The following is a 26,494-nucleotide window of genomic DNA, read 5'->3' as shown; positions in this document are numbered from 1 at the left end:
CAATGTTGATTTGTCGTAAGTCGGCGCATGGCACTCGGCCGGCCCCGACGAGCTTCGTTGCTCCCACATGGATATGACGAAGTTTCACCAGAAAAAGGAATCAGGCTTCTCATGGGCGAACTGGCCAAAGAAATCCTCCCGGTCAATATCGAAGACGAGCTGAAACAGTCCTACCTCGACTACGCAATGAGCGTGATCGTCGGCCGTGCACTGCCGGATGCGCGCGATGGCCTCAAGCCCGTGCACCGTCGCGTACTGTTCGCGATGAGCGAGCTGGGCAACGACTACAACAAGCCGTACAAGAAATCTGCCCGTGTCGTCGGCGACGTGATCGGTAAGTATCACCCGCACGGTGACACTGCCGTGTACGACACCATCGTTCGCATGGCCCAGCCTTTCTCCCTGCGCTACCTGCTGGTCGACGGCCAGGGCAACTTCGGTTCGGTCGACGGCGACAACGCTGCGGCCATGCGATACACCGAAGTGCGCATGACCAAGCTGGCGCACGAGCTGCTGGCTGACCTGCACAAGGAAACCGTGGACTGGGTGCCGAACTACGACGGCACCGAACTGATCCCGGCAGTCATGCCGACCCGCGTACCGAACCTGCTGGTCAACGGTTCCAGCGGTATCGCCGTGGGCATGGCGACCAACATTCCGCCGCACAACCTCGGTGAAGTCATCGACGGTTGCCTGGCCCTCATCGACAACCCCGAGCTGACCGTCGATGAGCTGATGCAATACATTCCCGGTCCGGACTTCCCGACGGCTGCGATCATCAACGGTCGCGCCGGCATCATCGAAGCCTACCGCACCGGTCGCGGACGCATTTACATGCGTGCCCGCTCGATCATCGAAGACATCGACAAGGTGGGTGGCCGTCAGCAGATCGTCATCACCGAACTGCCTTACCAGCTGAACAAGGCGCGTCTGATCGAGAAGATCGCCGAGCTGGTCAAAGAGAAGAAGCTCGAAGGCATCACCGAGCTGCGCGACGAGTCCGACAAGGACGGTATGCGCGTCGTCATCGAGCTGCGTCGCGGCGAAGTGCCTGAGGTGATCCTCAACAACCTCTACGCCCAGACCCAGCTGCAATCGGTATTCGGCATCAACATCGTCGCGCTGATCGACGGCCGCCCGCGCATCCTCAACCTCAAGGATCTGCTTGAAGCCTTCGTCCGTCACCGTCGCGAAGTGGTTACCCGCCGTACCGTGTTCGAATTGCGCAAGGCGCGCGAGCGTGGGCACATTCTCGAAGGCCAGGCCGTTGCCCTGTCGAACATCGACCCGGTGATCGCCCTGATCAAGGCTTCGCCAACGCCGTCGGAAGCCAAGGAAGCGCTGATCAGCACGCCTTGGGAATCCTCGGCTGTGGTGGCGATGGTTGAGCGTGCCGGTGCCGATTCGTGCCGTCCGGAAAACCTCGATCCGCAATACGGTCTGCGTGAAGGCAAGTACTTCCTCTCGCCAGAACAGGCGCAAGCCATTCTCGAACTGCGCCTGCACCGTCTGACCGGTCTGGAGCACGAGAAGCTGCTGGCCGAGTATCAAGAGATCCTCAACCAGATCGGCGAGCTGATCCGCATCCTCAACAGCGCCGTGCGTCTGATGGAAGTGATCCGCGAAGAGCTGGAAGTGATCCGCGCCGAATACGGCGACGTGCGCCGCACCGAAATTCTCGATGCCCGTCTCGATCTGACCCTGGGCGACATGATCCCGGAAGAAGAGCGCGTCGTGACCATTTCCCACGGTGGCTACGCCAAGACCCAGCCGCTGGCTGCGTACCAGGCTCAGCGTCGTGGCGGCAAAGGCAAATCGGCTACCGGCGTCAAGGATGAGGACTACATCGCTCACCTGCTGGTCGCCAACAGCCACACCACGCTGCTGCTGTTCTCCAGCAAGGGCAAGGTGTACTGGCTCAAGACCTACGAGATTCCGGAAGCGTCCCGCGCGGCCCGTGGTCGTCCGCTGGTCAACCTGCTGCCGCTGGATGATGGTGAATACATCACCACCATGCTGCCGGTCGAGGAATACACCGAAGGTCACTACATCTTCATGGCCACCGCCAACGGCACCGTGAAGAAGACCCCGCTGGAATCCTTCAGCCGTCAGCGCAGCGTCGGTCTGATCGCGCTGGAACTGGACGAAGGCGACGTGCTGATCTCTGCGGCCATCACCGATGGCGAGCGCGAAGTGATGCTGTTCTCCGACGGCGGCAAGGTCACCCGCTTCAAGGAGTCCGACGTGCGTGCCATGGGCCGTACCGCTCGCGGCGTGCGCGGCATGCGTCTGCCGGAAGGGCAGAAGCTTATTTCCATGCTGATCCCGGAAGAAGGCAGCCAGATCCTCACCGCTTCCGAGCGTGGTTATGGCAAGCGCACCGCGATCACCGAGTTCCCTGAGTACAAGCGTGGCGGCCAGGGCGTGATCGCCATGGTCAGCAACGAGCGTAACGGCCGTCTGGTCGGCGCAGTGCAGGTGCTCGACGGCGAAGAAATCATGCTGATCTCCGATCAGGGCACTCTGGTGCGTACCCGTGTCGACGAAGTGTCGAGCCTGGGTCGTAACACTCAGGGCGTGACGCTAATCAAGCTGGCCAAGGATGAAACCCTGGTCGGCCTGGAGCGGGTTCAGGAGCCTTCGGAAATCGAAGGCGAAGAACTCGACGGTGAAGAGGGCGAGGAAATCGCAGGCAGCGTCGGTATCGACGAAGCGGGTGAAGACCAGCAACTCGACGCCGCAGCAGACGAAGAGCCGCAGGAATAAGCGGATAAACGAGGGGGCGGATGAGAATTCGCCCCCTTGTTATTTGTCCGGTATGAATTTTCGACATCATGGAGATCCCCTGTGGGAGCGAGCCTGCTCGCGAAAGCAGGCGCTGCGGTACCTCTGAAGCACCGCGGTGATGCATTCGCGAGCAGGCTCGCTCCCACAGGACCATGTTGATCGGTAGTGTGATTTATTGCGTGATACCACCAAATCAGAGCGAGATTGGATGTGAGCAAGCGAGCCTATAACTTCTGCGCCGGTCCGGCGGCGCTGCCTGAAGCTGTCCTGCAGCGCGCCCAGGGTGAACTCCTTGATTGGCACGGCAAGGGTCTGTCGGTCATGGAAATGAGCCATCGCAGCGATGAGTTCGTGTCCATTGCCACCCAGGCCGAGCAGGATCTGCGTGACCTGCTGAATATCCCGTCGAACTACAAAGTGCTGTTTCTGCAGGGCGGCGCCAGCCAGCAGTTCGCACAGATCCCGTTGAACCTGTTGCCTGAAGGCGGCTCGGCCGACTACATCGACACCGGTATCTGGTCGCAGAAAGCCATCGAAGAAGCCTCGCGCTATGGCCACGTCAACGTTGCTGCCACTGCCAAGCCTTACGACTATTTCGCCATCCCAGGCCAGAACGAGTGGAACCTGTCGAAAGACGCCGCGTACGTTCACTACGCGCCGAACGAAACCATCGGCGGTCTGGAATTCCAGTGGATCCCGCAAACCGGTGACGTACCGCTGGTGGCGGACATGTCTTCGGACATCCTCTCGCGCCCGGTCGATATTTCGCGTTTCGGCATGATCTACGCCGGCGCGCAGAAGAACATCGGCCCGAGCGGCATCGTCGTCAACATCATCCGCGAAGACTTGCTCGGCAAGGCCCGCTCGCTGTGCCCAACCATGCTCAACTACAAGGTCGCGGCTGATAACGGCTCGATGTACAACACCCCGCCGACGCTGGCCTGGTACCTGTCCGGTCTGGTGTTCCAATGGCTGAAAGAGCAGGGCGGCGTCGAAGCGATCGCCAAGCTCAACGACGTCAAGCAGCGCACCCTGTACGACTTCATCGACGCCAGCGGTCTCTACAGCAACCCGATCAACAAGTCGGATCGCTCGTGGATGAACGTGCCGTTCCGTCTCGCTGACGATCGTCTGGACAAGCCGTTCCTCGCCGGTGCCGACGAGCGCGGTCTGCTCAACCTCAAGGGCCACCGCTCGGTTGGCGGTATGCGCGCCTCCATCTACAACGCCGTCGACATCACCGCGGTCAACGCGCTGGTGGCGTACATGGCGGAATTCGAGAAGGAACACGGCTGATGTCCGAGCAAGAACTCAAGGCACTGCGCGTTCGCATCGACGCTCTGGACACCAAAGTCCTCGAGCTGATCAGTGAGCGTGCGCGTTGCGCCCAGGAAGTCGCCCGCGTGAAGATGGCCTCGCTGGCCGAAGGCGAAGTGCCGGTGTTCTATCGTCCCGAGCGCGAAGCTCAGGTGCTCAAACGTGTGATGGAGCGCAATCAGGGGCCGCTGGGCAACGAAGAAATGGCGCGGCTGTTCCGCGAGATCATGTCGTCGTGCCTGGCGCTGGAGCAGCCACTGAAAGTGGCGTACCTCGGCCCTGAAGGTACCTTCACCCAAGCGGCGGCGATGAAGCACTTCGGCCACGCAGTGATCAGCAAGCCGATGGCGGCGATCGACGAAGTGTTCCGTGAAGTCGCCGCCGGTGCGGTGAATTTCGGCGTGGTGCCGGTGGAAAACTCCACCGAAGGCGCGGTCAATCACACGCTGGACAGCTTCCTCGAACACGACATGGTGATCTGTGGCGAAGTCGAGCTGCGCATCCACCATCATTTGCTGGTCGGCGAAAATACCAAGACCGACAGCATCAGCCGCATCTATTCCCACGCGCAGTCGCTGGCCCAGTGCCGCAAGTGGCTGGACGCGCATTACCCGAATGTCGAACGCGTCGCGGTATCGAGCAACGCCGAAGCGGCCAAGCGGGTCAAGGGTGAGTGGAATTCGGCGGCGATCGCTGGCGACATGGCGGCAGGGCTGTACGGCCTGACGCGTCTAGCCGAGAAGATCGAAGATCGCCCTGACAACTCGACGCGCTTCCTGATGATCGGTAACCAGGAAGTGCCGCCTACCGGCGACGACAAGACCTCGATCATCGTGTCGATGAGCAACAAGCCCGGCGCGCTCCATGAGCTGCTGGTGCCGTTCCACGACAATGGCATCGACCTGACCCGCATCGAAACCCGTCCGTCGCGCAGCGGCAAATGGACCTACGTGTTCTTCATCGACTTCGTCGGCCACCACCGTGATCCGTTGATCAAAGGTGTGCTGGAAAAGATCAGTCAGGAAGCAGTAGCACTCAAAGTGCTGGGTTCCTACCCGAAAGCAGTTCTCTAAGGGGCGGTAGCAAATGAGTGGCAACTTCCTCGCTCTGGCACAGCCGGGCGTGCAACAACTTTCGCCGTACGTTCCGGGCAAGCCTGTGGACGAACTGGCGCGCGAGCTGGATCTGGATCCGGCAAAAATTGTCAAACTGGCGAGCAACGAAAACCCATTGGGCGCCAGCCCGAAGGCATTGGCGGCGATCCGCGAAGAGCTGGCCGAGCTGACCCGCTACCCGGACGGCAATGGTTTCGCCCTGAAGTCGCTGCTCGCCGAGCAGTGCCGCGTCGAGCTGAACCAGGTCACGCTGGGCAATGGCTCCAACGACATTCTTGAGCTGGTTGCGCGTGCCTATCTGGCGCCGGGCCTGAATGCGGTGTTCAGTGAGCACGCCTTCGCGGTGTATCCGATCGCTACCCAAGCTGTCGGTGCGCAGGCCAAAGTCGTTCCAGCCAAAGACTGGGGCCATGACTTGCCGGCGATGCTCGCAGCCATCGATGCCAACACTCGCGTGGTGTTTATCGCCAACCCGAACAACCCGACCGGCACCTGGTTCGGCGCCGAAGCGCTGGACGAATTCCTGCAGGACGTTCCCGAGCATGTGCTGGTAGTCCTCGACGAGGCTTACATCGAGTACGCCGAAGGCAGTGATTTGCCGGACGGTCTCGACTTCCTCGCTGCGTACCCGAACCTGCTGGTTTCGCGCACCTTCTCCAAGGCCTATGGCTTGGCTGCGCTGCGCGTCGGTTATGGCTTGTCGACGCCTGTGGTGGCGGACGTGCTGAACCGCGTTCGTCAGCCATTCAACGTCAACAGCCTCGCCCTGGCGGCGGCGTGTGCGGCGCTGAAGGACGAGGAATATCTGGCGCAAAGCCGTCAGCTCAACGAATCCGGCATGCAGCAGTTGCAGGCCGGTTTCCGTGAGCTGGGGCTGGGCTGGATCGAATCCAAAGGCAACTTCATCTGCGTCGATCTCGGCCAGGTGGCGGCGCCAATTTTCCAGGGCTTGCTGCGCGAAGGCGTGATCGTGCGTCCGGTGGCCAATTACGGCATGCCGAACCACCTGCGGGTGACCATCGGTCTGCCGGCGGAAAACAGCCGTTTCCTCGAGGCGCTGCGCAAGGTTCTGGCTCGTGGTTGATGTCACTGCGCTGCAACCTGCTGCACCTATGATCGGTCGCCTTGTGGTGGTCGGTCTGGGGTTGATCGGTGGTTCGTTTGCCAAGGGTTTGCGTGAAAGCGGCCTGTGCCGTGAGGTGGTTGGTGTTGATCTCGACCCGCAATCGCGCAAGCTCGCGGTCGAATTGGGTGTGGTTGATCGCTGCGAAGATGATTTGGCGGCGGCTTGCGTCGGTGCCGATGTGATTCAGCTGGCGGTGCCGATTCTGGCCATGGAAAAACTGCTCGCGCGTCTGGCTGTCATGGATCTGGGGCAGGCGATTCTTACGGATGTCGGCAGCGCCAAAGGCAACGTGGTGCGCGCCGCGACCGAAGCGTTCGGCGGCATGCCGGCGCGCTTCGTCCCCGGGCACCCGATTGCCGGTTCCGAGCAGAGCGGGGTGGAAGCCTCGAATGCCGAGCTGTTCCGCCGGCACAAGGTGATCCTGACGCCGCTCGAGCAGACCGATCCTGCCGCGCTGGCGCTGGTCGATCGTCTCTGGCGCGAACTGGGCGCCGATGTCGAGCACATGCAGGTCGAGCGTCACGACGAAGTCCTCGCCGCGACCAGTCATCTGCCGCACCTGCTGGCCTTCGGTCTGGTCGATTCATTGGCCAAGCGCAATGAAAATCTGGAGATCTTCCGTTACGCTGCCGGTGGTTTTCGCGATTTCACAAGAATCGCCGGAAGCGACCCGGTGATGTGGCACGACATCTTCCTCGCCAACCGCGAGGCTGTCCTGCGCACACTCGATACATTTCGCAGCGACCTCGACGCCTTGCGCGACGCGGTCGATGCAGGGGATGGGCACCAATTATTGGGCGTTTTCACGCGCGCCCGGGTTGCCCGCGAGCATTTCAGTAAAATCCTGGCCCGCAGGGCCTATGTGGACGCTATGAATTCCAACGATCTGATCTTCCTGGCTCAACCTGGTGGCCGCCTGTCCGGTCGGATTCGCGTACCGGGTGACAAATCGATTTCCCACCGTTCGATCATGCTCGGCTCGCTGGCCGAAGGCGTCACCGAAGTCGAAGGCTTCCTCGAGGGCGAAGACGCCCTGGCGACCTTGCAGGCGTTTCGCGACATGGGCGTGGTCATCGAAGGCCCGCACCACGGCCGCGTGACAATCCACGGTGTTGGTCTGCACGGCCTGAAACCTGCGCCGGGCCCGATCTATCTGGGCAACTCCGGCACCTCGATGCGTCTGCTCTCCGGCCTGCTGGCGGCGCAGAACTTCGATAGCACCTTGACCGGCGACGCTTCGCTGTCCAAGCGTCCGATGAATCGCGTGGCCAATCCGCTGCGGGAAATGGGCGCGGTCATCGAGACCGCTGCTGAAGGTCGTCCACCGATGACCATTCGCGGTGGCCACAAGCTCAAGGGTCTGACCTACACCATGCCGATGGCCAGTGCCCAGGTGAAATCCTGTCTGCTGCTTGCCGGTCTGTATGCCGAAGGCAAGACCACCGTCACCGAGCCGGCACCGACCCGCGACCACACCGAGCGCATGCTGCGCGGCTTCGGCTACTCGGTCAGCGTCGACGGCGCCACGGCTTCGGTCGAGTGCGGCGGCAAGCTCACCGCGACTCACATCGAAGTGCCGGGCGATATTTCGTCGTCGGCATTCTTCTTGGTCGCGGCCTCGATCGCCGAGGGTTCCGAGCTGGTGCTCGAGCACGTCGGCATCAACCCGACCCGCACTGGCGTGATCGATATCCTACGTCTGATGGGCGCCGATATCACTCTGGAAAACCAGCGTGAAGTCGGCGGCGAGCCAGTGGCTGACTTGCGCGTGCGGGCAGCTAAACTCAAAGGTATCGAGATTCCGGAGGCGCTGGTGCCGCTGGCGATCGACGAATTCCCGGTCCTGTTCGTTGCTGCTGCGTGCGCCGAAGGGCGTACCGTGCTCACCGGCGCAGAAGAGCTGCGCGTCAAGGAATCCGACCGGATTCAGGTCATGGCGGACGGCTTGCTGGCGCTGGGCGTCAAGTGCGAACCGACCCCGGACGGCATCATCATCGACGGCGGCCAGATCGGCGGCGGTGAAGTGCACGGTCACGGCGATCACCGTATCGCCATGGCGTTCAGCGTCGCCTCGTTGCGCGCTACCGCACCGATCCGCATCCACGATTGTGCCAACGTCGCGACCTCGTTCCCCAACTTCCTCGCGCTGTGCGGGCAAGTCGGCATTCGTGTGGCACAAGAGGCTCAGTCGTGAAAAACATTGCACCGGTCATCACCATCGATGGGCCAAGCGGCTCCGGCAAAGGCACGGTCGCCGGGATTCTGGCCAAGCGTCTGGGCTGGAACCTGCTGGATTCCGGTGCGCTTTATCGCTTGCTCGCGTTTGCTGCGCACAACCATGGCGTCGACCTGACCAATGAAGAGTTGCTGAAAACGCTGGCCGCTCATCTGGATGTGCAGTTCATCGCCGCGACCGAAGGTCAACTGCAGCGGATCATTCTCGAAGGCGACGAAGTCAGCGATGTCATTCGCACCGAAAGTGTCGGTTCCGGCGCCTCGCAAGTGGCTGCGCTGCCCGCTGTGCGCGAGGCGCTGCTGCAGCGCCAGCGTGCGTTCCAGGAAGCGCCGGGCCTGGTGGCCGACGGTCGCGACATGGGTACGGTGGTTTTTCCGGATGCACCACTGAAGATTTTCCTCACCGCCAGTGCCGAGGAACGGGCGCGCCGTCGATATTTGCAGTTGAAGGGCAAAGTCGAGGGTGTTAGTCTGTCGAGTCTGCTAGATGAGATCCGTGCACGCGATGAGCGTGACACCCAGCGCGCAGTAGCCCCGCTCAAGCCGGCGGCCGACGCGATTCAGCTGGATTCAACGGAGCTTTCCATCGATCAGGTGCTTGAACGCATCATGAGCGAGATCGCCATTCGCGATATCGCCGGGTGACCAAGAAGGTCGCAGGGGACCAGTCATAGTCCTGCGGTGCTTCTTTTAAATGAAACTAACCCACACCGTCTGGGGTGTGGAGATGGGCGTTTACTTCGCCCTCATCTACAGGAATTAAAATGAGCGAAAGCTTTGCGGAACTCTTTGAAGAAAGCCTGAAAACCCTGAACCTTCAGGCAGGCTCCATCATCACCGGTGTTATCGTTGATATCGATTACCAGGCTCGCTGGGTAACCGTTCACGCTGGTCTGAAGTCTGAAGCACTCATCCCGCTTGAGCAGTTCTACAACGATGCTGGCGAACTGAACATCAACGTTGGTGATGAAGTTCACGTTGCTCTGGATTCGGTTGAAGACGGCTTTGGCGAAACCAAGCTGTCCCGTGAAAAAGCCAAGCGCGCTGAATGCTGGATCGTTCTGGAAGCAGCCTTCGCAGCCGAGGAAGTGGTCAAGGGCGTTATCAACGGTAAGGTTAAAGGCGGCTTCACTGTCGACGTTAACGGCATCCGTGCGTTCCTGCCAGGTTCCCTGGTTGACGTCCGTCCAGTGCGCGACACCACGCACCTGGAAGGCAAAGAGCTGGAATTCAAGGTCATCAAGCTGGACCAGAAGCGCAACAACGTTGTCGTTTCCCGTCGCAGCGTCCTCGAAGCCGAGAACTCCGCCGAGCGTGAAGCTCTGCTGGAATCCCTGCAGGAAGGCCAGCAAGTCAAAGGTATCGTCAAAAACCTCACCGATTACGGCGCATTCGTCGATCTGGGTGGCGTGGACGGCCTGCTGCACATCACCGACATGGCCTGGAAGCGCATCAAGCATCCTTCCGAGATCGTCAACGTTGGTGACGAAATCGACGTCAAGGTTCTGAAATACGATCGCGAACGCAACCGTGTTTCCCTGGGCCTGAAGCAACTGGGCGAAGATCCATGGGTTGCTATCAAAGCCCGTTACCCAGAAGGCACTCGCGTTACCGCTCGTGTTACCAACCTGACCGACTACGGCTGCTTCGCTGAGCTGGAAGAAGGCGTTGAAGGTCTGGTACACGTTTCGGAAATGGACTGGACCAACAAGAACATCCACCCTTCGAAAGTCGTACAAGTCGGCGACGAAGTGGAAGTCATGGTTCTGGACATCGACGAAGAGCGTCGTCGTATCTCCCTGGGCATCAAGCAGTGCAAGTCGAACCCATGGGAAGACTTCTCTGGCCAGTTCAACAAGGGCGACAAGATCTCCGGCACCATCAAGTCGATCACCGATTTCGGTATCTTCATTGGTCTGGACGGCGGCATCGACGGTCTGGTTCACCTGTCCGACATCTCTTGGAACGAAGTGGGCGAAGAAGCCGTACGTCGTTTCAAGAAGGGCGACGAGCTGGACACCGTCATCCTGTCGGTTGACCCAGAGCGCGAGCGCATCTCCCTGGGCATCAAGCAACTGGAAAGCGATCCGTTCTCCGAGTACGTCTCGGTTAACGACAAGGGCGCTATCGTGACCGGTACCGTGAAAGAAGTTGACGCCAAAGGCGCCATCATCGTTCTGGCCGACGACATCGAAGCTACCCTGAAAGCCTCCGAAATCAGCCGTGACCGCGTTGAAGACGCGCGCAACGTTCTGAAAGAAGGCCAGGAAGTTGAAGCCAAGATCATCAGCGTTGACCGCAAGAGCCGCGTAATCCAGCTCTCGATCAAGTCGAAAGACGACGCTGAAGAGAAAGAAGCCATCCAGAGCCTGAAAGCAGCTCCGGAAGGCGAAGCAGCTGACACCACTATGGCGGCACTGCTGCGTCAAGCAATGGCCAAACAGAACTGAGTTCTGGTTGATCATTAAAAAGGGCGACTTCGGTCGCCCTTTTTTGTGCCTGCGATTTGGTCTTTGTACGTCCGTGCATGAAACCAATAGCTTCGGCTGCGGGTCTGTTTCTTTAATCGGATCAATCGCCTATTCGCGACTAAGCTTGATCTTGAGCATTAGTCGTCAGGCTTGCCTGGCATAAGGAAGTGGATGAACAAGTTACTTGTTGTTGCAGTGGTCTTGGCGCTGGCAGGGTGCACCACCAGTGCGAAAACCCATGCGGTGCGCGGCGTCAGTGGTATCGAGGTCGATTGCTCTGGGCTTGGTTCCGGTTGGGAGAAGTGTCAGAAGCGTGCGGCCAAGGAATGCAAAGGCAAGGGCTACAAGGTCATCACCCGCTCTGACGATGCCAAAGATGAAGACGAATACCCGTTTGGCTTCAATCCGGCGGGCTTCGTGACCCGGACCATGCTGGTGATGTGTCGTTAGGGCAGCGGCGATCCGACTCGCCACTGGAGTGCCCTGAAAATGGGCGTTTTGACCCCGGGAAAGATATGTCAATCCCTGGGCTGTTCAAAATCTTCCGGGCATGCTAAAACCTTTCAAGCGCTGATCTAGCTGCTTGAAAAAGAAGGGAAAAATATGACGAAGTCGGAGTTGATCGAACGAATTGTCACCCATCAAGGGCTACTCTCATCCAAGGATGTGGAGCTGGCCATCAAGACCATGCTTGAACAAATGTCTCAGTGCCTCGCCACTGGTGATCGTATCGAGATCCGTGGATTTGGCAGCTTCTCCCTGCACTACCGCGCACCGCGCGTCGGCCGCAATCCAAAGACCGGCCAGTCGGTAAGTCTGGACGGTAAATTCGTTCCGCATTTCAAACCGGGCAAGGAATTGCGTGACCGCGTGAATGAGGAAGAGGAGGAGGGCGCTTGATCTTCGCTATTCAAATTCAAGGGGGCGTGAATGCGTAACCTGAAACGCATACTGGTTGGCGTTTTTCTTCTGCTGGTGGTTCTGGTTGTCCTAGCGTTTGTGCTGGAAAACCAGCAATCGGTTTCGCTTTTGTTTCTGGGTTTTTCCGGCCCGCAGTTGCCGGTGTCGGTTGTTGCGGTGCTGGCGTTGCTGATCGGCATGCTCATCGGTCCAATTTTGGGCTGGTTTCTTGGACGTTCGTCCAGAGCGGGACGCAAGCGACTGGTCTAAAGGCGACAGGCGCACGGCATCTGTCGAAATTGCGCCTCAGCCTGTCTTTATCCATTAGTAAAAGCATCATTAAGCTGTAAAAATGCGTCTCTTGTCGATCGAGTCTGATGCATATTGATTCAGCCTGACTCTGACGGATGCCAACTGATGGTGGCTTTTGCATTCATGGATTAGACCGCGCTTGCTGGCAGCGCTGTTCGCAGCTCAAGGGTATCGTTTTACGTGAAAATTCTCGTTACCGGCGGCGCCGGGTTCATAGGCTCGGCAGTCATCCGTCACATCATCGCCAACACTTCCGATGCGGTGGTTAACGTTGATAAGCTGACGTACGCTGGTAATCTGGAGTCTTTGGCAGAAGTCAGCCAGAATTCGCGTTACGCCTTCGAGCGCGTCGACATCTGCGATCGTGATCAGATCGACCGTGTCCTGCGTGAACACCAGCCCGATGCCATCATGCACCTCGCGGCAGAATCCCACGTCGATCGCTCGATCTCCGGCCCGTCCGAGTTCATTCAGACCAATATCATCGGGACCTACACGCTGCTCGAAGCTGCGCGCCACTACTGGGCTGCGCTGGAAGACACGCGCAAAGCCAACTTCCGCTTCCACCATATTTCGACTGACGAAGTTTACGGAGACCTGGAAGGTCCGGAAGACCTGTTCACCGAAACCACGCCTTACCAGCCAAGCTCGCCTTACTCGGCCAGCAAGGCAAGCTCCGACCACTTGGTTCGTGCCTGGGCCCGCACTTATGGCCTGCCGACACTGGTTACCAACTGCTCGAACAACTACGGCCCATGCCACTTCCCTGAGAAACTGATCCCGCTGATCATTCTTAACGCACTCGAAGGCAAGCCGCTGCCGGTGTATGGCAAAGGCAATCAGGTTCGTGATTGGCTGTACGTCGAAGATCATGCCCGCGCACTTTACAAGGTTGTGACCGAAGGCGTAATCGGCGAGACCTATAACATTGGCGGTCATAATGAGAGGCAAAACATTGAAGTGGTGCATACCCTGTGTGCGCTGCTCGACGAACTGCGTCCAGACTCCGCTCATTGTCCACACGCCAGCCTGATCACTCACGTACAGGATCGCCCGGGTCACGACCAGCGTTACGCTATCGACGCCAGCAAAATTCAACGCGAGCTGGGCTGGACGCCGGAAGAAACTTTTGAAACCGGTATCCGCAAAACCGTCGAGTGGTATCTCAACAATGCTGAGTGGGTGGCTCACGTGAAGAGTGGCAGCTACCAGCAATGGATCAACCAGAACTACATGACTCGTTCGGACAATGCATGAAAATCCTCTTGTTGGGAAAAAACGGCCAGGTGGGCTGGGAGCTGCAACGCTCCCTTGCGCCGCTTGGCGAGTTGGTCGCGCTGGACCGTCACCCAGTTGATGGTTTGAGTGGCGACCTGTCTGACCTCGATGCACTGCGTGCAGCGATCCGACAGGTGAAACCCAAGGTCATCGTCAACGCTGCGGCCTACACCGCCGTCGATAAAGCTGAATCCGAGACAGAGCTGTCCGACCGAGTGAACGTCCAGGCAAGTCAAGTCATGGCTGAAGAGGCTGCCTCTTCAGGCGCCTGGTTGATTCACTACTCCACCGACTACGTGTTCAGCGGTGAAGGCCTGAAGCCATGGCAAGAGACCGATGCCGTCGCCCCGGTGAATCACTACGGCGCGAGCAAACTGGCCGGCGAGCAAGCGATCGCTGTCTCAGGCTGCAAGCACCTGATCTTTCGCACCAGCTGGGTCTATGGCGCGCGCGGCAACAATTTTGCCAAGATCATGCTGCGTCAGGCCAAGGGGCATGCCACCTTGAATGTCATCGCCGACCAGATCGGCGCCCCGACCGGCGCAGATCTGATTGCCGACGTGACGGCGTTGGCCATTCAGCAAGTCTTGCAGCGCCCTCAACTGGCAGGCCTGTATCACCTGGCCGCCGCCGGCGAAGTATCCTGGTACGGCTACGCCAGCCATGTGATCGGTTTTGCCAGGGCCAATGGCGAAGAGCTCGCCGTCACGGAGATCACCCCGATAGTCACAGCGGCTTACCCAACAGCGGCCCGTCGTCCTCTGAACTCCCGGTTGAATACTCAGAAGCTGCGTGACAATTTTTCTCTACATTTGCCGGATTGGCGAATTGGTGTCACCCGAATGCTTATGGAAGTGCTGCATAAATGACCACGTTAAATCGCAAAGGCATCATCCTCGCTGGCGGCTCGGGCACTCGTCTGCATCCGTTGACCCTCGGCGTGTCCAAGCAGATGCTACCGATCTACGACAAGCCGATGATCTTTTATCCGCTGTCGGTGCTGATGCTCGCCGGTATACGCGAAATCCTGATTATTTCCACGCCGGAAGACTTGCCAAATTTTCAAAAATTGCTGGGTGACGGCAGTCTGTACGGCATCAAGCTGGCCTACGCCGAGCAGCCTAGCCCGGACGGTCTGGCACAAGCCTTCATCATTGGCGAGGAATTCATCGGCAAGGATCCTTGCTGCCTGATCCTGGGAGACAACATCTTCTACGGCCAGCATTTCTCGGACAATCTGCGTTCCGCCAGTGCTCAAGAACACGGCGCGACCATATTCGGCTATCACGTTTCCGACCCGGAGCGCTTTGGTGTAGTCGAATTTGACGCTTCCGGCCGAGCCTTGAGCATCGAAGAAAAGCCGCTGAAGCCTAAATCCAGCTACGTGGTCACCGGCCTGTACTTCTACGACAACCAAGTGGTCGAGATCGCTAAAAATATCAAGCCCTCTGCGCGCGGCGAGCTGGAAATTACTGACGTCAACCGTGCGTACCTCGAGCAGCAAGCCCTCAACGTCGAAATACTCGGTCGCGGCTTCGCCTGGCTGGATACCGGTACTCATGATTCATTGCTGGAGGCGAGCCACTTTGTGCATACCATTGAGAAGCGTCAGGGTCTGAAAGTTGCCTGCCTGGAAGAGATCGCTTACAGCAGCGGGTGGATTTCCGCCGCTGAGTTGGCTGCTCAGGCACAGCGCCTCGGAAAGACCGGCTATGGGCATTACTTGGGGAAACTGTTGGAGCTAACCGGCCGTTGAGATCTGATTGATATTGGTGGTGATGTTATTTTGATGTGTTGCGCTTGAAACACTTGCTTCATTTCAAAGGATTTTTGTCTTCGGTCCCCTGCATGAGTTATTAAATCCCGGTATTACCTGTAGAATGGCGTGCAGAATTATCAGACCCAATCCATCATCGCACCTGAATGTCGATTGACCCGTTTTACCTTTCAAGGAAAGGCTTCCGACAAGTGGTAAATGAGGTCAATCCAAGAGGCGCCAGGTATAAAGCCGATGGGTTCAGGTCGAAGTTGAACTGCCACCCTGCAGTCGTTTCCAACAAAAAATTGTAACGATTACGATGCAGGGAAACATAAATGAGCCCCGCTTTCTGGACATGTCTGCCAGGAGGGGATTAAGGATATAGAGCATGGAACTGATTCCCGTAATTTTGTCTGGCGGAGTGGGTAGCCGGTTGTGGCCCGTTTCTCGAGAGGCCCATCCAAAGCCGTTCATGGATCTGCCAGATGGCCAGAATCTGATCCAGAAAACCTTCCTTCGAGCTTCGCGTCTGGAAGGGGTTGTGGAGGTTCTTACGGTGACCAACCGAGAACTCCTGTTCAAGACCGAAGACGAGTACGGCGCAGTCAGTACGCTTAAACACTCCCAGGGTTTCATTCTTGAGCCTTTCGGACGCAATACAGCTGCCGCCGTTGCTGCCGCAGCGCTTCAACTGGAAGCCACCCATGGCCCGGATGCCCAAATGCTGGTGCTGGCGGCAGACCACCTGATAAAAGATGAAACAGCATTCGCTGCGGCAGTAGCCAATGCGGTAGTGCTTGCCGCCGAAGGCTGGCTGGTAACCTTCGGTATTCAGCCGACCTATCCTGAAACAGGGTTCGGGTACATCGAAGCGCAGAAAGATGCACCTCTGAAAGATGGCCTGAAGGTAGCGCGCTTCGTCGAAAAGCCCAATCTTGAAACCGCTGAAGGCTACGTCAGTGCAGGCAACTACTACTGGAACTCCGGAATGTTCTGCTTCCGGGTCGGCACTGTTCTGGAAGAACTTCTTCAGCATGCCCCGGACGTATTGGCAGCCGTCAGCAAAACCATTGAACGTTCGCGCCTCACTTCCTCTGACAAATATCGTTGCCTGGCACTCGATGCTGATGCATTCGCAGAGGTTCCGGACATCTCCATCGATTACGCATTGATGGAGCGCTCCTCCAAAGTAGCGACCATTCCTTGTGATATCGGTTGGAGTGACATCGGTTCCTGGAACGCTGTCAGTGAGCTGACCGAGGCTGATGAAAACGGCAACCGTTTTGAAGGCGAGGTGTTGTCCCACAATTCCCGCAATAACTACGTGAACAGTGAAGATCGGCTGACTGCGCTGGTGGGTGTTGAAGACTTGCTGGTCATCGATACCCCGGACGCGGTGATGATCGCCCATAAAGATCATGCCCAAGATGTAAAACATATCGTCAATCAGCTCAAGGCGGCCAGCCACACGGTTCATTTGCTCCACCGTACCGTGCATCGCCCTTGGGGAACCTACACAACCCTGGAGAACGGCGAGCGCTTCAAAATCAAACGCATTGTGGTGAAACCGAAGGCTTCGTTGTCCTTGCAGATGCATCATCACAGAAGCGAACACTGGATCGTCGTCAGTGGGATGGCCAAGGTCATCAACGACCAGCAGGAGTTGATGCTGAACACCAACGAGTCCACGTTCATTCGTGCTGGTCATCAGCACCGTTTGATGAACCCCGGCGTCATAGACCTGGTGATGATTGAAGTGCAAAGTGGTGACTATCTTGGCGAGGACGATATCGTTCGTTTCGAAGATAATTACGGCCGCGTCGATAATTAACAGTACTTCGGCATAGGCAAGTCAGGTCGGTGAGGTTTCCATCGGCCGGGCTTTTTTGCATTCGGCCTGGTTCTGATTCATTTTCATCGTGGCGAGCGTGCGTAGCCGTTAAATGGGCTTCGCCCCCACATACCTCAGCAAGAGAGCGGTATGAATATCCCGATCAATACCCAGTGTTTCAAAGCCTATGACATTCGTGGCCAGGTGCCGTCGGACCTCAATGCCGATGTGGCTTACCGAATAGGCCGGGCGATGGTTAGCGAGCTGCAAGGCCAAAGCATCGTGCTGGGGCGTGATATGCGGCTCGAAAGCCCAATGCTGGCAGAGGCGATGACGCGTGGATTGCTGGATGCGGGTGCGAACGTCATCGATATCGGGTTGTGCGGAACTGAGGAAGTCTACTTTGCAACCAGCGCGTTCAAGGCGGATGGTGGAGTGATGATCACTGCCAGTCACAATCCCAAGGGTTACAACGGGATGAAGCTTGTAAAGTCTGAATCTCGACCGATCAGCGGCGATACAGGACTCAATGCCATACGTTCCCGTGTGGAAAGTGGCGATTTGGGAGCTCTGGCTGCAACTGCGGGCGAACTGCGTTTCGAACTGGATAAGACAGCCTACGTCGAACATCTTTTAAGTTATGTAAATGTGGCGGATCTCAGCCCGCTGAAAATACTTGCTGATCCCGGCAATGGCGCTGCGGGCCCCGTGCTACAGGAATTGGTGAAAAAATTGCCATTCGAATGGGTGATCATCAACGCCGAGCCAGACGGTCATTTCCCCAACGGTGTACCCAATCCCCTTCTTCCGGAAAACCGCACGCTGACACGCCAAGCGTTGTTGGCAAACGGCTGTGATTTGGGAATCGCGTGGGATGGTGACTTCGATCGTTGCTTTTTTTTCGACCAGGAAGGGCGCTTCATTGAGGGCTATTACCTGGTTGGTCTGCTGGCAGAAATGCTGCTCAAGAAACACCCCGGCTCGAAGATTATCCATGATCCGAGGTTGACCTGGAACACGATCGATCAGGTTCGATTGGCGGGCGGCGTTTCAGTACAATGCAAGACCGGCCACGCCTTCATAAAAGAGCGCATGCGTATGGAGGATGCAATCTACGGCGGTGAGATGAGCGCGCACCATTACTTCCGGGATTTCGCCTATTGTGACAGCGGCATGATTCCCTGGCTGTTGGTAACCGCATTGATGTCTGCGTCGGGAAAAAACCTGGCCCAGCTTGTTGATGAGCGCGTCGCCGCCTATCCGTGTAGCGGTGAAATCAATTACCGAGTCGATGATGTATCTGCGGCGCTGGAGGAGGTTCTCGCACATTATTTGCCTCAAGGGCCTCATCTTGATCAAACCGATGGCGTCGGTCTGGAGTTTTCCGACTGGCGATTTAATCTCCGAGGTTCGAACACAGAACCTCTGTTGAGGTTGAATGTGGAAAGCAGAGGGGATCCAGCGCTTGTGGCGTTGAAAGTCAAAGAAATCGAGGGGCTGCTGAACAGTAGATATATGGAATGATAAAACGATTCTCACTTCCAGAAGGAAGGTGAGGGGCAGCAATAAGTTGGCTCTCTGATAGAGACATACTGTTCGATTGATTAATTTAAATTGGTGAAAAAATGAGCGACAAGAAAGTAGCGTTGATTACGGGTATTACTGGTCAAGATGGTGCTTACCTTGCTGAGTTCCTGCTTAAGAAAGGTTATTCGGTACACGGTATCAAGCGCCGTGCTTCGTTGTTCAATACTCACCGTATTGACCATCTTTACCATGACCCGCATAAGAAAGGCTATGATCTGAATCTGCATTACGGCGACCTGACCGATTCGAGCAGCTTGATTCGCATCGTGCAAGAAGTACAGCCAGATGAAGTTTACAATCTCGGGGCGCAAAGCCACGTAGCTGTTTCGTTCGAATCACCTGAATACACTGCTGACACTGATGCCATGGGTACACTGCGCATCCTTGAAGCCATCCGAATCGCCGGTCTTGAAAAGAAGACCAAGTTCTATCAGGCATCCACCTCCGAGCTTTATGGTCTGGTGCAGGAAATTCCTCAGAAAGAAACCACGCCTTTCTATCCCCGCTCTCCATACGCCGTCGCCAAGATGTACGCCTATTGGATCACCGTGAACTATCGTGAGTCTTATGGCATGTATGCCTGTAACGGTATTCTCTTTAATCACGAATCTCCGATCCGCGGCGAAACCTTCGTAACTCGTAAGATCACACGCGCCTTGGCACGTATCAAGGTCGGTCTGCAAGACTGCCTGTACCTCGGTAACATGGATGCCCTGCGTGACTGGGGTCATGCCCGTGATTACGTGGAAATGCAATGGCTTATGCTCCAGCAAGAAACGCCCGACGACTTTGTGATCGCGACCGGTGAACAGCATTCCGTTCGGGAGTTTGTTGAAGTTGCAGCGAAAGAGATCGATATCAAGATTCGCTGGGAAGGCCAGGGTGTAGACGAGAAAGGGTACGACGTCGCAACCAACAAGTGCATCGTTGCCGTCGACCCACGTTATTTCCGTCCGGCCGAAGTCGAGACACTTTTGGGTGACCCAAGCAAAGCCAAAGAAAAATTGGGCTGGGTACCACGTACAACCTTCGCTGAGCTGGTAGAGGAAATGATGCGTGAAGATCTAAGTGAAGCCAAACGCGACAAACTGGTCGCTGAACACGGCTTTAAATATTTCAAGGGCCAGGAATAAGGGGGCTGGGATGATACCGGTATATCAGCCCTTTCTGGGCGGTCGCGAAAAGGAATATGTAAACCAGTGTCTTGATTCGACTTGGATTTCCTCCCGCGGAGAATTTATCTCCCGCTTTGAAAACGAGTTTGCCCGATACATCGGTGCCGAACATGCGACCACGGTGAGCAATGGCACTGTTGCCCTGCACTTGGCAATGGCGGCTTTGGGGCTTGGGCCTGGTGATGAGGTGATTGTTCCAACGCTCACTTACGTGGCGTCGGTCAACACCATCATGCAAACCGGGGCCAGCGTCGTTTACGCTGAATCCCTGGCGGATACCTGGAACGTCAGCGTCCCTGACATCCGAAGCCGCATTACACCTAAAACCAAGGCCGTCATGGTCGTGCACTTGTACGGTCTGGCATGTGACATGGATGAGGTGGTTGCTCTGTGCAAAGAGCATAATCTGCTGCTGATCGAAGACTGTGCAGAGGCCTTCGGCTCTCTCTACAAAGATCAGCATGTAGGGACTTTTGGAGATGTCGCTACGTTCAGTTTCTTCGGAAACAAGACTATCACCACCGGCGAAGGTGGAATGGTGGTGTCCAAGAACAAGGATATTCACGAGCGAGCTTGTCATCTTAAAAGTCAAGGCGTGTCCAAAACCCGCGAGTACTGGCATGACGAGTTGGCCTTCAACTATCGGATGACCAACATCTGCGCAGCCATTGGCCTTGCCCAACTGGAGCGTGCAGACGAGATCATCACTCTTAAGCGGCAGGTTGCGGATTGGTATCGCGAAGCGCTCGAAGGGCTTCCGCTGCAGATGCATGCAGAGCAGCCAGGTACCCGTCACTCCTACTGGATGTGTTCAGTACTGTTGGATGATCCGAGTCAGCGTCAAGCATTGCGGGACCATTTGAAGAACAAGGGCATTGAGACACGCCCTCTTTTCGCTCCTGCTCATAACATGCCGCACTGCAAGACGGAGGAAACCTTTGCGGTAGCGCAGGACCTTAGCTCGCGAGGAATGAACCTTCCGAGTTACCCGACCCTGAGCCGCGATCAGGTGCAGCAGGTAGCGGACGAAATTCGAAGCTACTTCGCCGACTAAAATGCGGGAAATCGGGGTTGGGAATCCAGCCCCGATTGCCAAATGAAATTCAGAAAATCAAGTTCAAACTGAATTTTTGAATTTAATATATTTACTCAGGTAAAGTGATGTTTTCCTATTTTTCTCGTGTATGGGCTGCCCGGTATTTCTGGATTCACCTTTCTCTGGCTGATCTTAGATCAAGGTGGAGGCGTTCTTTTTTCGGGATGACCTGGTCAATTATCCAACCGCTCGGGTTGACCTTGCTGCTGACGCTAGTGTTTAGCAAGCTTTTTAATACAGACATTGTTACCTACGCACCATATATTCTCTCCGGGATCATAGTCTGGGAATATATTTCCGCCAATACAGTTGCAGGCTCATTGTCATTTGTTCAGGCGGATGCTTATATCAAGCAGTGTAACCATCCGTTGGCAATATATACTCTCAGAACCGTGGTCGGGAGTGCCATTGTTTTGATGTTGGCCAGTATCTCGTTGTATGGCTGGGTCGCCATAGTTCTTCCGCAAAATATTGGTTGGAGTTGGTTGGCCTCATTTACCATATTCCCCATTCTTGCGCTCATCGCTTGGCCTGTATCTACATTGTTGTCTTATGTTAGTACCCGGTTTCGTGATATCCCGCATGCGCTAGGGTTGGTGATGCAGTCGTTGTGGTTCATCTCTCCGGTATATTTCGAAGCCAAGATGTTCAAGAATGGCGGGCTGCATGCATTGGTCGATTACAATCCGATATATCACCTGTTGCAGTTGATACGCGCTCCGTTACTGCAGGGCGAGTGGCCGACGTGGCAAAACTACGCGTTCAGTATTGGTACTGCGATTTTCTTTGGCGCATTAGCTATCATTATCGGCAGCAAGGCTGAACGGAAAGTGATTTTTTACCTATGAAAAATAACCGAATCTTGCTTGAAAACGTTAACTTACATTATGCGTCGGTTGCCTATAAAGAGCGTTCATTAAAGTCTCTTATGGCTAGCGTGTTTAGCAGAAAGACAAACAACTCAAGTGTTGCAGATATCCATGCACTGAAAAATATCAGTGTTGAAATCAAAAGTGGTGAGCGCGTCGGGTTGCTCGGGCACAACGGAGCAGGAAAAAGTACCTTTCTGAAAACCGTTGCCGGGCTTTATCCGGTTTCGAGTGGTCTTCTGAAAGTCGAGGGCCAGGTTCGTTCATTATTTGATTTGAGTCTTGGTTTTGAGCCTGACGCGACGGGCAGAGAAAATATCCTGTACCGAGGATTGTTGTTGGGCCTTTCCCCCCGCTTTATGCGTGAAAAGGCAGACGAAATCGTTGATTTCGCAGGACTGGGTGAATTCATAGACTACCCGATAAAAACCTATTCTGCGGGCATGCAGGTCAGATTGGCTTTCGCGATCTCTACCACGGTGGGTGGAGATATTCTGCTCCTTGATGAGGTGATCGGTGCAGGTGATGCGAATTTCATGGCGAAGGCCAAGGAGCGTATTACAAGCCTTATTGAACAAGCGGAAATTTTAGTTTTGGCAACACACGATTTCGGTGCATTACGTTCGATATGCAACCGAGGACTGGTTTTTCATCACGGTGACTTGGTTTTTGATGGGCCATGTGATGAGGCAGTTGCTGAATATAAAGCTATAAATGGACTGGATTAATTTTGAAGACGCTAAGAGTCCTTTGGTTGCTTAACCATACAACATTACGAAAATTCGAAGTCGACCAGCTGAAAGCGTTAGGCGTGAATGAAATATTCATGCCCAAAAGCTTTCCTTATGACGAAGGGAATCTTTCAGCGAATGTTGACTCTAGTTTTGATGCCGGTTTAACGATACCGAAGTCGGAATTGGATATTCTTAATGCGCAGGATTGGTATTCCAGTCCAAGTGAGGAGGCTTGGCGAATCGCTAATCTCCACTTTGATGTCGCAATCATTGGGTTCTTTCCACTTCAAATTCATAGTGCTGTGCGACACTTTAACGGTGCCATTATACTTCGGGTTTTTGGCCTATCGAAAGGCTACTCTTATTCGCAATTGTTTTACGAAGAGGCCGGTGAGGCACTGGTTCGTAATGTAAAATCTATTGGCTCGCGTTTTTGGTTTGGCGCTGGCTATGCGCATCTGAAAGACTCTGAGCAGAACTTTTTAGCCAGTCGGGATTGCTTTCTTCCGGTAGGTTTGAAAGGGGATGCTACTCCCGAACTGTGGGAGGGTGGACTTAGAAAGATTCTTTTCGTTTGTCCTCGAATTGGTACTTCCCCCTATTTCGAAACTATCTATAAAGACTTCGTGCGTGACTTTTCGGATATCGGCTATACGATAGGTGGAGCACAGCCTGTTGCTGTTCCTGATGAAAATGTTCTCGGTTTTGTGTCCGGTGAAGAACATGAATATAATATGAGGCAGCATAGAGTGATGTTTTATCATTCTACTGAGCCCAATCATATTCATTATCATCCATTCGAGGCGATTCGCGCGGGCATGCCCTTGTTATTTATGGCCGGGGGTATGCTTGATAAAATGGGAGGGATTGGTCTACCTGGTCGTTGCAAAACTGTTGCGGAGGCGAGAGCCAAGGCAGAGCAACTGATGAGTGGCGACCAAAGGCTTATAAAGAGTATCCGTGAATCACAAATGATTTTGCTTGAGCCTATGAAAGCACAAAACTGTGCGGAGGCTTGGCAGAACGGATTTAAAAAAGTCCTTGCAGAGCTTGAATCGGTAAAAAAGGATAACGTCAATCGTCCCGTTCGTCGTAAGCAAATTGCAGTCATTGTTCCTGTTGAATATAGAGGCGGAAGCCTTCGAGGCGCAAAACTATTAGCAAATACTTTATATCGAGGAAGTCGCGAGGCGGGTGAGCCCACCGATATTGTCTTTCTCCACCTGGACAAGCCCGAGAGCTATCCTGCCGAAGAGTTTACAGATCTTGTAGATGAGATCAAAGTACGCCCATTTAATTGGAAGTCGCTGGATGCAGCAACGGCTCGTAGGGCTATGCGATATTCTGGACACGAAGGCTGGGAACCTAAAGGCAACCGATATATGGTTGTCGATGACGGCATAAATCATCTTCAAGACTGCGATGTTTGGCTCATCGTATCTGATCGTCTGGAAGCGCCGTTACTACCAATGCGGCCGTCGGTACTCATGATCTATGATTACCTTCAGCGATACGTACCGATACTTCCGTTCGGTGCGGATCAATCATATTTAGATGCCGCGAGGTCAGCTTCAAAAATTTTGGTGACAACTGAATTCACCAGGCAAGATGCTCTGAATTATGCGGGTATTGCAGCTGATAAAGTTTTCAAATTACCGATGATTGCTCCCGATTTTTCCAACTTGAAAGGTGGGCATGCGGAAACGTCCAATTATTTCATCTGGACAACTAATACTGCGATCCACAAGAATCATGTTAATGCTCTGAAAGCATTGAAATTTTATTATGAGGAGCTGGACGGCACACTGCAATGCAAAATTACGGGAGTCAATACCAAGGAGTTGTTCAACAGTTCTTCGCAGCATCTCAAGTCTTTAGCTGATTTGCTCGGGCAAAGTCGGTTGTTGAAGAGAAACATCAAGCTTGTAGGTGAGCTGCCAGATCGAAATTACCAGAGTACGTTGGCCAGCGCCGCGTTTTTGTGGCATGCGGGCGCGATAGATAATGGTACTTTTAGCGTGATTGAAGCTGCTGGTCTGGGTGTTCCCTCATTGAGTAGTGACTACCCTGCCATGAGGGAAATCGATCAACAGTTCTCCTTGAATTTAAGTTGGATGAAATCAGACCAACCAAAGCATATGGCAAGTCAGCTCAAAGAAATGGAACTTGCACATTTGGAGCGTCGCAATTTATTGCCGTCTGGTGAAGTGCTGGGCGAGCAAAGTACAGATAAATTAGCGAGTGCCTATTGGCAGGTCATAAGGGAGTGCTTATGAAAAAGTTCGGAATCTACTTGGCATACGCTCCAGGAGTGAACCTCCGAAATGAAGGTCTAGGTCGGTACCTGGCTGCATTTCTTAACGGCGCGGCTGGGCGGGACGACGTAAAGTTTGTTTTGGTATGCCCGAGCTGGTCAAAACAGGCACTTCAAGACCTTTTTCTGAGTGAAGGCGTTCAACATAACTTGTTTGAACTTATCTCTCCACCAAAGTCGCCTATGCTCTTGCAGATTTACGAGGCCTATACTGCCAGAAAAAGAAAAATCAAAGGTCTGAGTATCAAGCAGCGACTTGCGAAAAAGTTATTGACCTGGCAAATAAAGCTGACGAGTCATTTCGAGAATCGTTTGATTTCTCTCGATTCCTATAGCGGGGTGTTTCGACTTGGGAGCGAAGCGGCGGCTCTGTTCTTGTTGGCTCTTTTATTGAGTCCGTTGCTGATCCTTGTTCCGATTTATGCTCTTGTATTGAAGTTGAAAACTGTCGCACGCCGCGCTTTGCGACCGGTAATGAGGAAAGTTAACCGCTTGCGTGCGGCTATCGGTGCCCCTAAGGAAGACGAATTTGTGCTTCGTTTGTATCGTGGTTTGGAGCAAGTCGAGTCTGATCGCATGCAACAGCTCATTGCTAAAATGGCGGATGTAAAAGCATGGTATTGTCCAACAGCATTCTGGCCGGAGTTTAACAAAATTCAAGCTCCACGCTTGATGTGTGTGCCCGATGTAGTACTTTCGGATTTTCCTATCGGATTTTCTAAGGTAGGGGGTGAAAGGTTTCTGCAAGTCTATGAAAGAGTAGAGGCTGCAATTCATGGAGGGGAGCATTTTGTCACTTATAGTGAAAGTGTCAAATGGGATACTCTCGTTGAAAGGTATGCTGTAAAACCTTCGAATATTTCAGTGGTTTATCACGCGCCTAATGATTTAAGTAGTTGGGTAACCGTCAATGGCTTTTCCGATGTAGAAATCACCTCTAAAAACTATTGCAAAACCCTTTTCAAGCGGGTGATGAAAAAGTCGTCTAATTATTCATATTCATCGACTTTTTCCAATGCTGATGCAAAGTTTATTTTCTATGCTAGCCAGTTTCGGCCGAATAAAAATGTAATTTCCTTGCTGAAGGCTTACAAGTACCTTATTCGTAACGATTTTATTCGCCATAAGCTGATACTGACGGGCCATGCTGATGGTTTTCCGGAGGTCAGGGAATTCATTCGGGATAATTACCTGGAGAATGACGTTCTTTGCGTGCATGGATTGACCGTTCAGGAGTTGGCAGCGTGTTACAAGTTAGCAGATCTGGCTGTTAATCCGAGCTTGAGCGAAGGAGGATGCCCATTTACTTTCAGTGAGGCGCTGTCTGTCGCCACGCCCGTGGTCATGGCTCGTATCCCTGTTACGGAAGAAGTGTTGGTAGACTCTGATCTACAAAAATTGACCTTTTTCAATCCCTATGATTGGAAGGATATCGCTGACCGCATTCAGTGGGGTATTCTGAATCGTGATGAGTTGCTCGATGTTCAAAAAGGAGTTTATGAAGCGCTGTCCAAACGTAATTGGACAGACGTTGTAAACGAACATATCGATGTGTTAGACAAAATTTCGAGACCGGAAGTTTCTTGAT

At 54.7% G+C, this 26,494-nt stretch carries 21 protein-coding genes; all 21 read left to right on the top strand.

Annotated features, from left to right (window positions below; all coding sequences use genetic code 11):
• The first annotated feature begins 111 nt into the window (after nucleotides 1–111).
• The 21 genes from gyrA (at nucleotide 112) to D8U61_RS21675 (ending at nucleotide 26,493) form a co-directional block, all read left to right on the top strand.
• Nucleotides 112–2,766: a DNA gyrase subunit A gene (gyrA, locus tag D8U61_RS21775; RefSeq protein ID WP_125926377.1), complete on the top strand. Its 2,655-nt coding sequence runs from the start codon at nucleotides 112–114 to the stop codon at nucleotides 2,764–2,766.
• A gap of 231 nt (nucleotides 2,767–2,997) precedes the next feature.
• Entirely contained in the window at nucleotides 2,998–4,083 is a 1,086-nt protein-coding gene (serC, locus tag D8U61_RS21770; protein ID WP_038860448.1) for a 3-phosphoserine/phosphohydroxythreonine transaminase, read from the top strand.
• Nucleotides 4,083–5,177: a prephenate dehydratase gene (pheA, locus tag D8U61_RS21765; protein ID WP_016770924.1), complete on the top strand. Its 1,095-nt coding sequence runs from the start codon at nucleotides 4,083–4,085 to the stop codon at nucleotides 5,175–5,177. Before serC ends, pheA begins: the two co-directional genes overlap by 1 nt.
• A 13-nt stretch (nucleotides 5,178–5,190) precedes the next feature.
• Entirely contained in the window at nucleotides 5,191–6,303 is a 1,113-nt protein-coding gene (gene hisC / locus D8U61_RS21760; protein WP_016770923.1) for a histidinol-phosphate transaminase, read from the top strand.
• A 28-nt stretch (nucleotides 6,304–6,331) separates the two neighbouring features.
• On the top strand, nucleotides 6,332–8,539 hold the full coding sequence (locus D8U61_RS21755) for a bifunctional prephenate dehydrogenase/3-phosphoshikimate 1-carboxyvinyltransferase (RefSeq protein WP_241663648.1): 2,208 nt from the start codon (nucleotides 6,332–6,334) through the stop codon (nucleotides 8,537–8,539).
• A complete protein-coding gene (cmk, locus tag D8U61_RS21750) occupies nucleotides 8,536–9,225 on the top strand; it encodes a (d)CMP kinase (RefSeq protein ID WP_024013869.1) in 690 nt (229 codons plus the stop codon). The genes D8U61_RS21755 and cmk overlap by 4 nt, the downstream gene beginning before the upstream one ends.
• Before the next feature lie 119 nt (nucleotides 9,226–9,344).
• Nucleotides 9,345–11,030: a 30S ribosomal protein S1 gene (gene rpsA, locus D8U61_RS21745; protein WP_016770920.1), complete on the top strand. Its 1,686-nt coding sequence runs from the start codon at nucleotides 9,345–9,347 to the stop codon at nucleotides 11,028–11,030.
• Nucleotides 11,031–11,222: 192 nt separating this feature from the next.
• Nucleotides 11,223–11,501 carry a hypothetical protein gene (locus D8U61_RS21740; protein ID WP_110646032.1) on the top strand — a complete coding sequence of 93 codons (279 nt, stop codon included), beginning with the start codon at nucleotides 11,223–11,225 and terminating at the stop codon, nucleotides 11,499–11,501.
• A 153-nt stretch (nucleotides 11,502–11,654) separates the two neighbouring features.
• Entirely contained in the window at nucleotides 11,655–11,951 is a 297-nt protein-coding gene (gene ihfB / locus D8U61_RS21735; RefSeq protein ID WP_007950920.1) for an integration host factor subunit beta, read from the top strand.
• Nucleotides 11,952–11,981: 30 nt separating this feature from the next.
• The gene (locus D8U61_RS21730) at nucleotides 11,982–12,221 is read left to right on the top strand and encodes a LapA family protein (protein WP_125926375.1); all 240 of its coding nucleotides are present in this window, start codon (nucleotides 11,982–11,984) and stop codon (nucleotides 12,219–12,221) included.
• 222 nt (nucleotides 12,222–12,443) lie between these two features.
• Nucleotides 12,444–13,520 (top strand): dTDP-glucose 4,6-dehydratase, encoded by a 1,077-nt coding sequence (gene rfbB, locus D8U61_RS21725; protein WP_125926374.1) that lies wholly within the window; start codon nucleotides 12,444–12,446, stop codon nucleotides 13,518–13,520.
• Nucleotides 13,517–14,410 (top strand): dTDP-4-dehydrorhamnose reductase, encoded by an 894-nt coding sequence (gene rfbD / locus D8U61_RS21720; RefSeq protein WP_125926373.1) that lies wholly within the window; start codon nucleotides 13,517–13,519, stop codon nucleotides 14,408–14,410. The genes rfbB and rfbD overlap by 4 nt, the downstream gene beginning before the upstream one ends.
• Nucleotides 14,407–15,297 carry a glucose-1-phosphate thymidylyltransferase RfbA gene (gene rfbA, locus D8U61_RS21715; protein WP_125926372.1) on the top strand — a complete coding sequence of 297 codons (891 nt, stop codon included), beginning with the start codon at nucleotides 14,407–14,409 and terminating at the stop codon, nucleotides 15,295–15,297. Before rfbD ends, rfbA begins: the two co-directional genes overlap by 4 nt.
• 391 nt (nucleotides 15,298–15,688) lie before the next feature.
• Nucleotides 15,689–17,131 carry a mannose-1-phosphate guanylyltransferase/mannose-6-phosphate isomerase gene (locus D8U61_RS21710; RefSeq protein ID WP_125926371.1) on the top strand — a complete coding sequence of 481 codons (1,443 nt, stop codon included), beginning with the start codon at nucleotides 15,689–15,691 and terminating at the stop codon, nucleotides 17,129–17,131.
• A 150-nt stretch (nucleotides 17,132–17,281) separates the two neighbouring features.
• Nucleotides 17,282–18,655: a phosphomannomutase gene (locus D8U61_RS21705; protein WP_125926370.1), complete on the top strand. Its 1,374-nt coding sequence runs from the start codon at nucleotides 17,282–17,284 to the stop codon at nucleotides 18,653–18,655.
• A gap of 101 nt (nucleotides 18,656–18,756) precedes the next feature.
• A complete protein-coding gene (gene gmd, locus D8U61_RS21700; protein ID WP_125926369.1) occupies nucleotides 18,757–19,851 on the top strand; it encodes a GDP-mannose 4,6-dehydratase in 1,095 nt (364 codons plus the stop codon).
• 10 nt (nucleotides 19,852–19,861) lie between these two features.
• On the top strand, nucleotides 19,862–20,947 hold the full coding sequence (locus D8U61_RS21695) for a DegT/DnrJ/EryC1/StrS aminotransferase family protein (protein ID WP_125926368.1): 1,086 nt from the start codon (nucleotides 19,862–19,864) through the stop codon (nucleotides 20,945–20,947).
• Between the two features lie 107 nt (nucleotides 20,948–21,054).
• Nucleotides 21,055–21,837: an ABC transporter permease gene (locus D8U61_RS21690; protein ID WP_125926367.1), complete on the top strand. Its 783-nt coding sequence runs from the start codon at nucleotides 21,055–21,057 to the stop codon at nucleotides 21,835–21,837.
• The gene (locus tag D8U61_RS21685; protein ID WP_125926366.1) at nucleotides 21,834–22,586 is read left to right on the top strand and encodes an ABC transporter ATP-binding protein; all 753 of its coding nucleotides are present in this window, start codon (nucleotides 21,834–21,836) and stop codon (nucleotides 22,584–22,586) included. Before D8U61_RS21690 ends, D8U61_RS21685 begins: the two co-directional genes overlap by 4 nt.
• Nucleotides 22,587–22,612: 26 nt before the next feature.
• Nucleotides 22,613–24,868 (top strand): glycosytransferase, encoded by a 2,256-nt coding sequence (locus tag D8U61_RS21680; RefSeq protein WP_241663647.1) that lies wholly within the window; start codon nucleotides 22,613–22,615, stop codon nucleotides 24,866–24,868.
• Nucleotides 24,865–26,493, top strand: coding sequence for a glycosyltransferase (locus tag D8U61_RS21675; protein ID WP_232245539.1), 1,629 nt, complete (start codon nucleotides 24,865–24,867; stop codon nucleotides 26,491–26,493). The genes D8U61_RS21680 and D8U61_RS21675 overlap by 4 nt, the downstream gene beginning before the upstream one ends.
• The last annotated feature ends 1 nt before the right edge of the window (nucleotide 26,494 follow it).

The sequence above is a fragment of the Pseudomonas sp. Sample_14 genome, from assembly GCF_004307515.1.
GTDB lineage: Bacteria > Pseudomonadota > Gammaproteobacteria > Pseudomonadales > Pseudomonadaceae > Aquipseudomonas > Aquipseudomonas atacamensis.
The sequence above is the reverse complement of the archived record's forward strand: the minus strand, read 5'-3'. Positions and strand labels throughout refer to the sequence as shown.

Coding starts and splice junctions, on each gene's coding strand:
- gyrA (WP_125926377.1), top strand. CDS start 112: ATGGGCGAACTGGCCAAAGAAATCCTCCCGGTCAATATCGAAGACGAG.
- pheA (WP_016770924.1), top strand. CDS start 4,083: ATGTCCGAGCAAGAACTCAAGGCACTGCGCGTTCGCATCGACGCTCTG.
- hisC (WP_016770923.1), top strand. CDS start 5,191: ATGAGTGGCAACTTCCTCGCTCTGGCACAGCCGGGCGTGCAACAACTT.
- D8U61_RS21755 (WP_241663648.1), top strand. CDS start 6,332: ATGATCGGTCGCCTTGTGGTGGTCGGTCTGGGGTTGATCGGTGGTTCG.
- rpsA (WP_016770920.1), top strand. CDS start 9,345: ATGAGCGAAAGCTTTGCGGAACTCTTTGAAGAAAGCCTGAAAACCCTG.
- D8U61_RS21740 (WP_110646032.1), top strand. CDS start 11,223: ATGAACAAGTTACTTGTTGTTGCAGTGGTCTTGGCGCTGGCAGGGTGC.
- ihfB (WP_007950920.1), top strand. CDS start 11,655: ATGACGAAGTCGGAGTTGATCGAACGAATTGTCACCCATCAAGGGCTA.
- D8U61_RS21730 (WP_125926375.1), top strand. CDS start 11,982: ATGCGTAACCTGAAACGCATACTGGTTGGCGTTTTTCTTCTGCTGGTG.
- rfbD (WP_125926373.1), top strand. CDS start 13,517: ATGAAAATCCTCTTGTTGGGAAAAAACGGCCAGGTGGGCTGGGAGCTG.
- rfbA (WP_125926372.1), top strand. CDS start 14,407: ATGACCACGTTAAATCGCAAAGGCATCATCCTCGCTGGCGGCTCGGGC.
- D8U61_RS21710 (WP_125926371.1), top strand. CDS start 15,689: ATGGAACTGATTCCCGTAATTTTGTCTGGCGGAGTGGGTAGCCGGTTG.
- D8U61_RS21705 (WP_125926370.1), top strand. CDS start 17,282: ATGAATATCCCGATCAATACCCAGTGTTTCAAAGCCTATGACATTCGT.
- gmd (WP_125926369.1), top strand. CDS start 18,757: ATGAGCGACAAGAAAGTAGCGTTGATTACGGGTATTACTGGTCAAGAT.
- D8U61_RS21695 (WP_125926368.1), top strand. CDS start 19,862: ATGATACCGGTATATCAGCCCTTTCTGGGCGGTCGCGAAAAGGAATAT.
- D8U61_RS21690 (WP_125926367.1), top strand. CDS start 21,055: ATGTTTTCCTATTTTTCTCGTGTATGGGCTGCCCGGTATTTCTGGATT.
- D8U61_RS21685 (WP_125926366.1), top strand. CDS start 21,834: ATGAAAAATAACCGAATCTTGCTTGAAAACGTTAACTTACATTATGCG.
- D8U61_RS21675 (WP_232245539.1), top strand. CDS start 24,865: ATGAAAAAGTTCGGAATCTACTTGGCATACGCTCCAGGAGTGAACCTC.